Genomic DNA, 12486 nt, shown 5'->3' on the forward strand with positions numbered 1-12486 from the left:
GAATTTTTTAAAAATCATTCCATACATCAGGTGGTGGTTGTAGTAACTTCTTTTTTTTGGCCAAGTAAGTTGAAATCGAAGCGGATAATCCTAACATCAATTCCGCTTCTTCATAAGACGGTTCTCTTTGTTCACGCAGATGCCTACCTTGTTCCGAAGAAAACCCCCATATTTTCTCTACACTGGTATCAATTGTAGGGGGCACTATTTCACGATTTCTTTTGATGAGCTCACCTAATGTGATTTTGTTGTTCCCAACCACATCCCTCGAAACACATTCTAAACATGCTACTCCATGTTGAATCGCACCCGTAATGTCAGGTTCTGGTCTTCTCGAAAGATCATTAATCGCTTCCCTGATTTCATTCTGGGCAGTATGTAGCTTGACATCTCCTAAATCTTTAACAACCTTTTCCAAATCATTTTCAAATAATTCGTCTCCACGAAATTCTATACGACCATTTTCCAACTTCCAACCTATCCCATTCGTTTTAAAATAATCATTGATTTCTTCTGCAAATTCTGGTCTATTAATAGGGGTTAATACGTGATAGAATCTTTCGATAATATCATAGACAAAAAACCATTCACAATTTTCAAGCAATTCATATATTTCATTGCTTACGTTTGGTTCTCCCCAATTATGTTGTGTGTCAGGAGCCACCCTTAACACTCGGCAAACAATCGCTCGAACTTCATTTGGTGACATCCGTAAATCAAACAGAAGTTGCGGGATAAATTGTCTCAATCCTATAGGTGCATCCTCTCTAATAATGATTTCTTTTTCAGCAGAAGAATGTCCATTACGCTTTGAAAATCTTTCCATAAATCAAATTATCATATATTAACAAAGATAATAAACCAATAAAACTTTGCCTAAACGAGATTTGACTCTTGCATATCCTATCGTGTGTGGATAATATTAAGAGTCAATGCGATAGCGAATTCTTATCTTTGTTTAAGACAATAAAAACATAAAGTGGAACATATATTTAGATGGTTTTTACCTACTTCCATACGTAGTAACCAAAAATATTTTGAATTTGATATTACAAAATACTGTAAAACCTTTTTTAGTAACGATCTATATTTCGAAAGAGAAATACATTTTAATAGAAGCTACCAATTTGATCGTTTGTTAGTAGAAAAGTTCAGTAATATTACGATTAAGATTTATCCGTTCACAAGTGCTCCTATGAGCAACACTAATGAAGCTGAATCAATAGTAGAAAAAGAAATAGGAGCATTTGGAGATTATCAACATATCGTGTCGAGAGGGAATCTAAGGAGGATGCAGGGATTGATTATAGTCCAAATGTCTTTGAATGCCGATATTTCTTATTCTCCCAATCTAAAATTAGAGGAGGAATATGATATAGAGAAAATATTCAGTTGGAACGATGAGTTTGAAAATTTAAAGTCAGCTATTATTTCCGTTGCCAATGATATTTGCGCATTTTTTTTATTAGGTCTACATCTTACTTATCCTACTCATTCCACTTATCACGAGTCTACGCCACCACAATCGAGCGGATTACTTTCGTTTACACATGAGGGAGGGAGATATATAATGGATGAACATTCAGATATAATGTCATATCCAATTTTGCTGGAAGAAAAGAGGCTCGATATTCTTGCAACAAATTTGGGTTTGATTGCTCAAGTTTGGCATAAAAATATATGGTCTTTCCACCGTTTCTTAAAAGCAGTACAATCAAATTATATTACTATTGATAGCTTTTTAGACTTAGTTTTTGCCTTGGAAAGTTTTTTTGACAAAAACACATCTACGGAAATGATGCGGTTAGTTACCTCGATTATCATTGCAAATAACAGGCAAGACACACAAAAAATTGACCAACTTCTTCTTAACAGCTTTCGAATACGAAATGAAGTAGCACATGGTGGTTTGCATTATAGGCTTTATGATTATATGCCCGGGAAGACAAAGGAGAAAAAGAAAATGATTTTGGAATCTTTCTGGGAATTGAAAAATCTAAATATTGCACTAATTAGTTATGGGATACGGAAGCTAATAGCCGATAAGAATCCTATTCCACCGTCTTCTATCAGATTTGGTGTCAATGACATACTCAACAAACTTTTTTAACAAGAATTATGAATCCGAAAGAAATACATATTAAAATCGAAGATGGAACTTATGGGTTCGACCTAAAGCAAAAGATATATGTTTATCGAAACACTAACCCCAGTCAAAGCAATATCTTAGACTTAATCTTGAAACTTTTGAGAGTTGATTTACTGGATTTCGATACCAAAAAGTTAAAAAGTGATTTTAACGACGGAGAACTATCCACATTAAAATCTATCGACATAAACATAATTGAAAATAAAGAAGTTATTGCCAGATGGTTGGATGTACTATTAACACTGGATAAAAAATACCTAAAAGAAAATATCAAATTAGTAAGAACATCTTACGCGGATATTTATCATACTAATGGCGATTATATCTACCTAATGCGTTCAGTTGCCTTAGTAAGATATGCGAAGAAAATCTTTGAGCAAGACAGCGATGTTTTATTTGAAGAAGCGAAAAAAGCTGTAATAAATCCAAAAACTGCGTACTTACAAAAGAGGCTTTTAATTGAAATGGTTGGGGCATTCGGACTAACCAAATGCCAAAAGGAATTTTCTCAAAAATTGAATGAACAGATTTCTGATTTTTATAAAAATCATGATTTCGATGCCGTACGCATTTCGATTGAAACACTCCATTCCATCAAATCTTTGAGTGCCCATGAATGTCGAATTAAGTTAGCAGAAAGTTATGAACTTGAAGCAGATCACCAAGTGTCAAATAAACAACCCAACACATTTTATCCCACAATCTCACAGAATTATCTTAAAGGTCTTAGGTTGCTTACGTCTATTCCAAGCTGTGAAGAATTACGAAAAAGGTTAGAAAAAAAGGTTGCAGAAGAACAACAAGAGGATTTTAAAATGGTTCAGACGGTAGGTGTAAATCTTTTTCAAGACATTGATTTTCAAGAGCTCCGTGTCGCTTTGGCTGAATTAGAAATAAATAGTTTTAACGATGGTTATCGTGAGTTACTGAATATTCCAATTATTCCGCAGGAATTGATTGAAAAACAGGTTCCAAATGTATTTGATTCAAATAGTTTTTTGGCAACTGCATTTCCTCAACAAGTTAAAGTCAATAATAAAGGCGCACACGTAGCAACTCAAAGCGTCGAAGAAGGCCACGCTAATTTCGTGCGAACGATTTACAGAGAAAGAATTTTGGCATTTATCCATGCAATAAAAAATAAAATGGATGTCTATGATGAAGTTACTGAATCGTTCATAGACGAGCTCTTGAATAGAATAGCAAGCCCTTTTATTCCAGACAGCCGCAAATACCTCTATGTCATCGGAATAACCAAAGGGTTTAACAATGACTTTATAACTGCTGCTCATATTCTCATGCCACAAGTTGAAAATAGTCTTAGGCATATCGCCGTGCAAAGTGGAGTTAACGTAACTACTTGGGAAAAAGAAAAACAACATGAAAATTTATTAGGTGGCTGTTTGGAAAAACTCCGACATATTGACAATTCCGATCTTATCGATGAAATGATTAGTTTCTTAGTAGATGGGAATAGCCGTAATTTTAGAAACGACTTGTTACACGGACTCATGGAACCTTTAGAAATTCAAAAATACGGGATGTACTTATGGTGGGTGACATTGAAGCTGGTTGTCCAAACTAAAGTATGGTTTCCTAATTTGAAATAAATAAAGTGAAATCATATTTTTTCTTCTCTTGTAAAAAAGTACTAATATGTCTCCAAACCAAACAAAAACTACAAATAAAAGTAAAATACAAAAGGTATTATCTGCTTTATATCATTTGCCAAAAAAGTCATGGGAATTAGTAAAAATACTTTATTATCGTTTTAGGTATTTTATTTTTAATCCTAGAGTCAATGAACTTATCTCTATCGACTTTAGACTATTAAGTTTATTAGTTCTTTTTGTAATCATCATATTTTTCGTTTTTTATCAAGAGCCTTTGTATATAGGTATGCCTAACCTTGAAACGCAAGTTTACATTACCGAAAATACGCTTCGTACTGTCAGTATTTTTGTGGGTATTGTGTTTTCCTTTATTATACTGTCTTTTAATATTTTTTATAAGTATTTTGGACGGTTCACCTTTATCAAATTTTTCACAAATCGCTATATAAAATTCATATTCACTTTGTTTGTTAGTGATATGATCTTACTTATATACACTTGTAGCTATTTGAAAGAGGGGGCATCTCGTACTTCTTATGGAGATGCTTTCTTTTTATTTTCATTAGCAATTTCTTTATTATTGGTTGTGTCTATCATTCCTACACTTGTTTTGCTGCTACGTTCATCCCAAAGCCGTAACAATATTCAGTCACTTATTAAGCAATTTAACATGGATTGGTCACTAAGCTATCATATCCACGTGCTTTGGCGACAAGGTAATAGGAATGAACATTATCATCGTGATCCAATTACGCTCCTTATAGAAATAGGAACATCAGCTATTAAGGAGTTTGATAGAACAACCCTACTTGAAATTAAAAGTGGTTGTTTGGAACACTTCCAAAAAATGTTCGCAGATTATAAACAAAACAAAGAATTACATCCAATCATCTTTTATGATAAGATAGATGATTTGATACGCAATCTTTTTTCTATTGCTATTAAGGAACGTAATGACGTCGCTGCTCTTTTAATGGTAAATCTCTGTAAAGAGGTTGAGGAATTTTATGTGAAAAATTTTAAAGACTTTAATGTACATAACTTGGATGAACATCTATATGATGGCATAAGGTTTAAAGTCGTTTTGGAGCAATTCTTATCAAAAAGTCTTCAATCTAATGAAGATACTGTCAGTCAAAGAATTATACAAAATTTACGTGAATGGTGGTGTGAGACTATCATTAAAGTCTATTTGCCCGCCATAAATTACGATTATCCCAAAGGAGAACGTTTCCCGAATGATAAAACTTCTTTTTTTCTAAGTACTGCTTACTATGACTTTGCAAAGATATTTGATCAAATTGCTACATATAAGAAATACTTTTTGTACCAAGAGATATCCAATTTTTACACTACGACAAACCTGTCGATTATTGACTCAAAAAATACACGGAATACTAAAGTCTATTTGCTACAGCTTAACTGCCCATCGGCCTTAAAATCTTTTGAAAAGTTTGCCCCTAAATTAGACGTAGAAATCGCTTGGGAATTTTATCCTTTTTCTACAGCAACCACCTACGAAATTGACAGAATTCAAAGCCAGATACCTTTTCAAATTGAAATGAAAGGATTCGATTATCTATATAGAATTAGTAAACTCAATGCTTATGTAATCAATGAAATTAAAGCAATTGCTTACCATGCTATGAAAAATTTTGATAAGAACCCTGCTGCAAAAAACATCCTCTTGAGTATTATAGAGAAATTCGACTACATAAGAACTTTAATCCCTAAAAATGCTACTGACCAACAACAAGAAGTCTACTTGTTGCTTGAACGTTATATGGGTTATATCCAAGAATGGATGCCAGAATATAAAATAGAAGATAAAGAAGTTGTGAAGACCATTAGATATGCATTAAAAAGGTTTGTTTTTAAAAAGAGATTTAATGTCAATCTTGAAAGCAAAGGCTATCTTATTAAGGATGTACGGTAGTCGTTCGGATTTGTAATGTTCAAAAGAATAAAAACCGTTACAAATGTGTTACGAAGAAAAATTTCACGGTTCCAAAAATAGTTCATATATTGCTTCTGCAAGTCGGAAACGACGATTTTGCACCGTGTAAAGAGGTACAGGCCGAAAGACTCATAATCTTCTGGTTCCCAGTTTGGACTCATAAAATTGAAAGTTGTTTTTCTGAATAATAAAAATGACTTTTATCGATTCTATTCGCACTATTGAATCCTCCCCCTTTACTTTCAGAACTTTCCGAGACGGCTTGTCCTCAAAAATTAAACGGATTCAATAATACTTAGATTTATTATGTTCACGTCGGGAAAACTTTTATGCCACAAATTTTGCAGTAAAAAAAACTCACGAATTAAATAAAAAATCACTTCTTAGAAGGTAAGGTTGAAAAACAATTTAAAAGCTACCACAAGGAAATAAGAGACCTTAGTGAAAAATTTGCCCATTTTAACGTGAGTTACGCTTAACTATATTTGAAAAAATTCGTCACAAATACGTCACAGCACAAATTTTGAATATTGAAAAAATGTTCATAAAATGCTATAGCAAGCAGGAAACAAACATTTGTGCCCTTGTTGATGAATGCAGACCTATAGACTCAAAATCTGTGGGTCCATGATAAACAACATTGCCAAAATTGCACTTGCTTTCGATTCCTGTTGAATGTTGTATTAAAAGATGGTGAAAACGGCACAAAAACATTCACGGAAAAAAAGTAGAAAATAAACAGTATATATCTCGAAAACTCACGAATCAACTCATACAATTTTTTGACCCAAAGTGTCTTCCATTTTTTAACATTTTTCTCTATACGGCCTAGTTTTATGATCATGGCAAAATAAAATTGCATTTATTATTTTTTTGTTTCATTATAGTATCGTAATATTGCAATATAATAATTTAAAAATGGGAGCAACAAAGACAGATCATTTTACGGACCGCCAAAACCAGATTGCGGTTATTGCTAAAGCATTGGGCCATCCTGCAAGGGTTGCTATTATAGAATATCTGCTAAAAGTCAATACCTGTATCACCGGAGATATTGTCAATGAGCTGCCACTAGCACAGCCAACCGTATCACAGCATTTGAGAGAATTAAAAAATGCGGGATTAATACAAGGGAGCATTGAGGGAACATCTGTATGCTACTGTATTGACGAAAATACATTCAATATATTGAAAGAGTATTTTTCAAAAATAATTTCTACAGTAACCAATCAAAAATGTTGTTAATGATGGAAACTGCTTTCATTGTATCTTCGGTATTACTGATCAGCTATTCATTATTGGCAGTATTTGATGGTGTATTTTTGCATCTTTACAAATATCGCCTCTATGAACATAAGGAAAGCCGTTTTGAACATCTTATTCATACGATGCGGGCCTTTTTATTTACAGGTATACTTGTCTCTTTATTTATAAATATCGAAAACAACAACCTGTTTGTATTCGGATGCCTTTTGATTGTTGCGGATATCATTACATTGCTGTTGGATGCTTATGTGGAAAAAGACAGCAGACAATTTATGGGTGGACTTCCCCGTTGGGAATATATTATCCATCTGCTGGTGAACGGCTTACATTTTGCCGCTATTGCCATATTTTTAGTGATCAAACTCAATTTTCAATCTAGCGGTATATCGTTAGTAAATAAGTTTAGCCATAGCGCAGGCTATGATACTTTCCAAATTATAGCTAAAAATCTACTGCCGGGAGCGATTATCATAAGCCTCTTACATGTGCTGCTTTACATTCCCAGATTCAGTAAGTATTTTAGCTTTTACAGCTAAAGTGCTGTTAAAAAATTTGCTTGAATTTATCGCAATATTGCATTATAACTATAAATATAAAACAATGAAATTATCAGAAATCAAAGAAATCCTTCCAACATTGAAGAATGTTGAATTTCAATTAGAAAACGGAACATTTGTACCAGAGCATTTCCATGTGACCGAAGTCGGCCAGATCAATAAAAGATTCATTGACTGTGGTGGTGTAATACGTGATGAAAAGGCCGTGAACTTTCAGCTATGGAACGCCGATGATTATGAACACCGATTAAAACCCGGAAAATTATTACATATTATCAGCCTTTCGGAGGAAAAATTAGGCATGGAAGATGCCGAGATCGAAGTGGAATATCAAAGTGACACAATTGGGAAATATGATCTGGAATTCAATGGCAGAACTTTTATATTGAAAAGTAAGACTACTGCCTGTCTTGCACAGGATGCATGCGGGATACCTTCCGAAAAGCAAAAGATAAATCTTTCTGTAGTTACAGGTACTGAAAATAATTCGTGTACACCGGGTGGAGGATGTTGCTAATTCGCTGTAGAATGTCAGATGTCTTTTAAATAACATGTATTAAAGCTAAATCAATGGATGAGATCTTTGATGTTATTGTTATTGGCGGAGGCCAAAGTGCGCTAGCATGTGGATATTATCTAAGGCGGGCAAAACTGAAATATCTTATACTGGATAAACAGGATATTTCGGGTGGTGCCTGGCTCCATAGCTGGGATAGCCTGACCCTATTTTCTCCAGCAGATTACAGCTCTTTACCGGGATGGCTGATGCCAAAATCTGAGCATCGGTTTCCGCTCAGACAAGAAGCAATTGACTATTTGCGTAAGTACGAAGAGCATTATCAACTGAATGTGAGGAGGGGTGTTGAAGTTGTTGAAATTAAAAAGGATGGGATTGTTTTTAAGGTCCTTACCCATCAGGGGGCTTTAAAAGCTAAAACAGTTATTTCGGCAACTGGGACATGGGGCAATCCGGCTATTCCAAAGCTAGCAGGAATAGAAGATTTTAAGGGGCTTCAAATTCATTCAGGAAAGTATAAAAATCCAAAAGACTTTACTGGACTGAAAACGCTGGTGGTAGGCGAAGGTAACTCCGGTGCCCAGATTGTCGCAGAGGTCTCAAAAGTTACCGCTGTAAAGTGGTCAACCAAAAAGGAACCTGAATTTTTGCCTGATGAAGTAGACGGATATTATCTGTTTAACGTAGCCTCGGCGCGATACAAGGCCGAAAAAGAAGGCAAACCCTTCGATGCATCGCAGTATAATCTAGGAAATATCGTCATGGTTCCATCTGTTAAAGAGGCCCAAAGCAGAGGCGTATTAGTGTCAAGCGGCACATTCGATAAGTTATATGATAAGGGGGTGATTTGGCATAGTGGGGACAAGGAGGAATTTGATGCTATTATTTGGTGTACAGGATTCGGTTATGATACTTCTTATCTGAAATCATTGATACACATAGACGAAAAGGGCGTTGCAAAGACCAGTGAAAGTAAATCATTAGAAATGCCCGGATTGTGGCTCGTCGGATACGGCAATTGGACCGGTTATGCATCCGCCACAATCATAGGTGTAAATAAAACAGCAAAACAAACAATACTTGAGATTGAAGAATTTTTAAAAAATAGTAACTAATATAATATGAAAATTGCATTATTCAGCGATATACACGCCAATTTACCCGCTTTGGAAGCTTTCTTTGAAGATGTCGGTAAAAGAAATCCAGATAGTATCTATTGTTTGGGTGACCTGGTAGGTTACAATATATGGCCAAACGAAGTGATTAACGAAATCCGTAAGCGGAAAATTCCAACCATTGCAGGAAATTACGACTTCGGTATCGGACGTATGAGCAATGAATGTGGCTGTGCCTATAAAACCAATAGTGAAAAAGACAATGGCAATATCTCCATTTCTTTTACAAATTCTATCATGAAGGACAATGAACGTGCCTATTTGCGCACGCTCCCTGCACATATCAAAGTTGAGTTTCAATTAAATGAAGATAAGCTCAATTTGCTTTTGGTGCACGGCAGCCCAAGGAAGATCAATGAATATCTTTTTGAAGACCGTGAAGAAAAAAGTATGCTCAGGATTATGGAGCAGGCTGATGCAGATATCATGTGTTTCGGGCATACGCACAAACCTTACCATCGCATTTTAAATTCTGGATCCGAAGACCCGGCTCATTTTCGTCATGCGGTCAATATCGGTTCCGTTGGGAAGCCTAAGGATAACGATGTGAGGGGAGCTTACGTCATGCTGACAATCAATGAAAATAGTTCTGTGCTGAACAAAGAAAGCATCGGTGTCGAGTTTATACGATTTGATTATGACATTGAAAAAGCAGCAAAGGCGGTAGAAGAAAGCCCCCTGCCTAATGAATATGCAGAAAATCTAAGAAGAGGCTATTAATTTTAAATCATAAAAATGAACCATAAAATTATAACGACCATTGAATCCATTTCAACAAATAGTATTTCAGAAGAAAGAAAAACAGTTTTACAGCCATTGGCAGACTACATATAGAGGAAGGTAAGAGAAAACCAGACAATTCGCTTAAATTTCATCTGTACGCATAACAGCCGCCGTAGCCATTTATCACAGATCTGGGCTCAGACAATGGCCTATCATTTTGGGATTACTAATGTGTTTTGCTATTCAGGTGGTACTGAGGCAACTGCAATGTTCCCCAAAGTTGCAGAAACATTGAGCGATCAGGGGTTTCAGATTCAAAAGCTCAGCGGAACAGAAAATCCTGTCTATGCAATTAAATATGCCGAAAATGAGACCGCGGTTATCTGCTTTTCCAAAGAGTATAACAGCGAATTTAATCCTAAAAATGAATTCGGTGCCATCATGACCTGTAACAATGCAGATGAAGGCTGTCCTTTGGTTTTTGGAGCTGAGGCAAGATTCCCGATAAAATACGATGATCCCAAAGCCTCGGACAATAGCCCACAGCAAACAGAGGTGTATGCGGAAAGAAGCTTGCAGATTTCAGCAGAAATGTTTTATGTTTTTTCACTGGTAAACAAATAGAATGGAAATAACAGCAAGCGGTAAGGAGCATTATTCAAATATCTCCAGAATATACAAAGAAGGCATTGAAACAGGCCATGCCACTTTTGAAACAACTGCCCCAGAGTGGGAAGATTGGGATAAAAGGAAACTAAAACACAGTAGGTTTGCAGCAGTAGTTGATGGTATCATCGTTGGCTGGGCAGCCCTTTCGGCAGTGAGCGGCCATTGCGTTTACGGAGGTGTTACAGAAGTAAGTATTTATGTTTCTAATTCTCATAAAGGAAAAGGCGTCGGAAAGACCTTGATGGCCAGGCTAATTGAAGAAAGCGAAGCTTATGGAATTTGGACGCTTCAAAGCGGAATGTTTCCTGAAAATGAAGCAACAGTAGCGCTTCATCAACGCTTTGGTTTTAGAATTGTCGGTTTCCGTGAGAAAATAGGAAAACTGGGAGATACCTGGCGCGACACGATTATTATGGAAAGAAGAAGTAAAACAATAGGAATAAATTAAAATAGTATGCAGCCAAAATTAAAATTTCTTGACAGATACCTGACCTTATGGATATTTCTTGCTATGGCAGTTGGAGTGGGCTTGGGCTTCTTATTTCCCGGGACTTCAAAAGTTATGGATTCCCTATCCGTAGGTACAACTAACGTTCCGTTAGCTATTGGACTAATCTTAATGATGTACCCCCCACTCGCTAAAGTTGACTATTCTCTTTTACCTACTGCTTTTAGGGATAAAAAAGTAATCAGTATATCATTATTATTAAATTGGGTGATAGGACCAATTTTAATGTTTGTTCTTGCCATTTTGTTTTTAAGAGATGAGCCGGACTATATGATCGGATTAATTCTTATTGGTTTGGCCAGATGTATTGCAATGGTGATTGTATGGAATGATCTCGCTAAAGGAAACCGAGAATACGCAGCCTTATTAGTCGCCTTAAACAGTATCTTTCAGGTATTTACCTATAGCTTCTTTGTATGGTTATTTATCAATGTACTGCCCGGTAAATTAGGACTAGCCAACTTCAATGTCAGTGTTTCAATGACGGACGTCACTGAAAGTGTTCTTATCTATTTGGGTATTCCTTTTCTGGCAGGCTTCCTAAGCAGATATATCTTAGTTAAATCAAAAGGTATAGAATGGTACAATAGAAAATTTGTACCCACAATATCGCCTATAACATTGTACGCTTTATTATTTACGATCGTCTTAATGTTCAGCTTAAAAGGTGAAAAAATAGTGGAGCTTCCGATGGATGTGGTAAAAGTAGCAATTCCACTGGTCATCTATTTTGTCCTAATGTTTTTCGTGAGCTTCTTTGTAAACAGATCAATGAAGGTTCCATATGATAAAAACGCATCCATAGCGTTCACGGCCACAGGAAACAATTTTGAACTGGCAATTGCAGTCGCCATCGCAGTATTTGGTATCAACTCTCCGCAAGCATTTGTTGGCGTTATCGGGCCCTTAGTTGAGGTACCTGTATTGATATTACTTGTAAAGGCCAGTCTTTGGCTAAAGAAACGATACTATGGGTAATGTGAGATCTGGGCAGATAAACACGGAATATTTTTCCACGGCTCAATCCATTTATCAACAAGTTGATATTCGGACCATTGATCGTTTGTTGGAAGAGAATAAGGATGAATTGAGCCAAACAGAATATGAAGTCTTTTCCGCTGTCCGTTTGAGACTACTTAAGGATTTGTATACAAGGATCATTGCCCAGAGACATGAGAACGACAATAATGTCGGGCTGTCAACAAGCCTTGTCTGATAATGAAGTTATTGGTCAATAACATATTTGCATGCCAATTACTTTCTGCTCATCTATATGAATAAAATGGAGGAATATAGGAAGTGACTTTCCCAATCATAAATCCATTAAACAAAAAAACCGTCACAAATACGTC

At 35.8% G+C, this 12486-nt stretch carries 13 protein-coding genes; 12 read left to right on the forward strand and 1 reads right to left on the reverse strand.

Annotation, left to right across the window (positions count from 1 at the left end):
- Positions 1–7: 7 nt before the first annotated feature.
- Complete coding sequence (locus NLF99_RS04300) at positions 8–826, reverse strand: AbiJ-NTD4 domain-containing protein (protein ID WP_254526859.1); 819 nt, start codon at positions 824–826, stop codon at positions 8–10.
- Positions 827–979: 153 nt separating this feature from the next.
- On the opposite strand from NLF99_RS04300, the gene NLF99_RS19775 reads away from it, so the two are divergent.
- The 12 genes from NLF99_RS19775 to NLF99_RS04360 all read left to right on the forward strand — a co-directional run bounded on the left by NLF99_RS19775 (position 980) and on the right by NLF99_RS04360 (position 12350).
- Entirely contained in the window at positions 980–2110 is a 1131-nt protein-coding gene (locus NLF99_RS19775; RefSeq protein WP_254526860.1) for a HEPN domain-containing protein, read from the forward strand.
- A gap of 8 nt (positions 2111–2118) precedes the next feature.
- Entirely contained in the window at positions 2119–3759 is a 1641-nt protein-coding gene (locus NLF99_RS04310; protein ID WP_254526861.1) for a DUF4209 domain-containing protein, read from the forward strand.
- Between the two features lie 46 nt (positions 3760–3805).
- Positions 3806–5698 (forward strand): hypothetical protein, encoded by a 1893-nt coding sequence (locus tag NLF99_RS04315; protein ID WP_254526862.1) that lies wholly within the window; start codon positions 3806–3808, stop codon positions 5696–5698.
- Between the two features lie 939 nt (positions 5699–6637).
- Entirely contained in the window at positions 6638–6964 is a 327-nt protein-coding gene (locus NLF99_RS04320) for a helix-turn-helix transcriptional regulator (protein ID WP_093099816.1), read from the forward strand.
- Positions 6964–7521, forward strand: coding sequence for a hypothetical protein (locus NLF99_RS04325; RefSeq protein ID WP_254526863.1), 558 nt, complete (start codon positions 6964–6966; stop codon positions 7519–7521). Before NLF99_RS04320 ends, NLF99_RS04325 begins: the two co-directional genes overlap by 1 nt.
- A gap of 64 nt (positions 7522–7585) precedes the next feature.
- A complete protein-coding gene (locus tag NLF99_RS04330; protein WP_254526864.1) occupies positions 7586–8059 on the forward strand; it encodes a DUF6428 family protein in 474 nt (157 codons plus the stop codon).
- A 53-nt stretch (positions 8060–8112) separates the two neighbouring features.
- Positions 8113–9174, forward strand: a complete 1062-nt coding sequence (locus NLF99_RS04335) for an ArsO family NAD(P)H-dependent flavin-containing monooxygenase (protein ID WP_254526865.1) — start codon at positions 8113–8115, stop codon at positions 9172–9174.
- A 6-nt stretch (positions 9175–9180) separates the two neighbouring features.
- Positions 9181–9954: a metallophosphoesterase gene (locus NLF99_RS04340; protein ID WP_254526866.1), complete on the forward strand. Its 774-nt coding sequence runs from the start codon at positions 9181–9183 to the stop codon at positions 9952–9954.
- A gap of 207 nt (positions 9955–10161) precedes the next feature.
- Complete coding sequence (locus NLF99_RS04345) at positions 10162–10581, forward strand: hypothetical protein (protein WP_254526867.1); 420 nt, start codon at positions 10162–10164, stop codon at positions 10579–10581.
- A gap of 1 nt (position 10582) precedes the next feature.
- On the forward strand, positions 10583–11074 hold the full coding sequence (locus NLF99_RS04350; RefSeq protein ID WP_254526868.1) for a GNAT family N-acetyltransferase: 492 nt from the start codon (positions 10583–10585) through the stop codon (positions 11072–11074).
- Positions 11075–11080: 6 nt separating this feature from the next.
- Complete coding sequence (gene arsB, locus NLF99_RS04355; RefSeq protein WP_254526869.1) at positions 11081–12112, forward strand: ACR3 family arsenite efflux transporter; 1032 nt, start codon at positions 11081–11083, stop codon at positions 12110–12112.
- A complete protein-coding gene (locus NLF99_RS04360) occupies positions 12105–12350 on the forward strand; it encodes a hypothetical protein (protein ID WP_254526870.1) in 246 nt (81 codons plus the stop codon). Before arsB ends, NLF99_RS04360 begins: the two co-directional genes overlap by 8 nt.
- Positions 12351–12486: the final 136 nt, after the last annotated feature.

Origin of the sequence: Sphingobacterium sp. LZ11T8, from assembly GCF_024261425.1 — a bacterium.
In the GTDB taxonomy this organism is placed as follows: domain Bacteria; phylum Bacteroidota; class Bacteroidia; order Sphingobacteriales; family Sphingobacteriaceae; genus Sphingobacterium.

Bases quoted from the DNA above. Each gene is read 5' to 3' on its own strand.
- NLF99_RS04310 (WP_254526861.1), top strand. From the start codon at position 2,119: ATGAATCCGAAAGAAATACATATTAAAATCGAAGATGGAACTTATGGG.
- NLF99_RS04315 (WP_254526862.1), top strand. From the start codon at position 3,806: ATGTCTCCAAACCAAACAAAAACTACAAATAAAAGTAAAATACAAAAG.
- NLF99_RS04320 (WP_093099816.1), top strand. From the start codon at position 6,638: ATGGGAGCAACAAAGACAGATCATTTTACGGACCGCCAAAACCAGATT.
- NLF99_RS04360 (WP_254526870.1), top strand. From the start codon at position 12,105: ATGGGTAATGTGAGATCTGGGCAGATAAACACGGAATATTTTTCCACG.
- NLF99_RS04300 (WP_254526859.1), bottom strand. From the start codon at position 826: ATGGAAAGATTTTCAAAGCGTAATGGACATTCTTCTGCTGAAAAAGAA.
- NLF99_RS04325 (WP_254526863.1), top strand. From the start codon at position 6,964: ATGATGGAAACTGCTTTCATTGTATCTTCGGTATTACTGATCAGCTAT.
- NLF99_RS04335 (WP_254526865.1), top strand. From the start codon at position 8,113: ATGGATGAGATCTTTGATGTTATTGTTATTGGCGGAGGCCAAAGTGCG.
- arsB (WP_254526869.1), top strand. From the start codon at position 11,081: ATGCAGCCAAAATTAAAATTTCTTGACAGATACCTGACCTTATGGATA.
- NLF99_RS04340 (WP_254526866.1), top strand. From the start codon at position 9,181: ATGAAAATTGCATTATTCAGCGATATACACGCCAATTTACCCGCTTTG.
- NLF99_RS04345 (WP_254526867.1), top strand. From the start codon at position 10,162: ATGGCCTATCATTTTGGGATTACTAATGTGTTTTGCTATTCAGGTGGT.
- NLF99_RS04330 (WP_254526864.1), top strand. From the start codon at position 7,586: ATGAAATTATCAGAAATCAAAGAAATCCTTCCAACATTGAAGAATGTT.
- NLF99_RS04350 (WP_254526868.1), top strand. From the start codon at position 10,583: ATGGAAATAACAGCAAGCGGTAAGGAGCATTATTCAAATATCTCCAGA.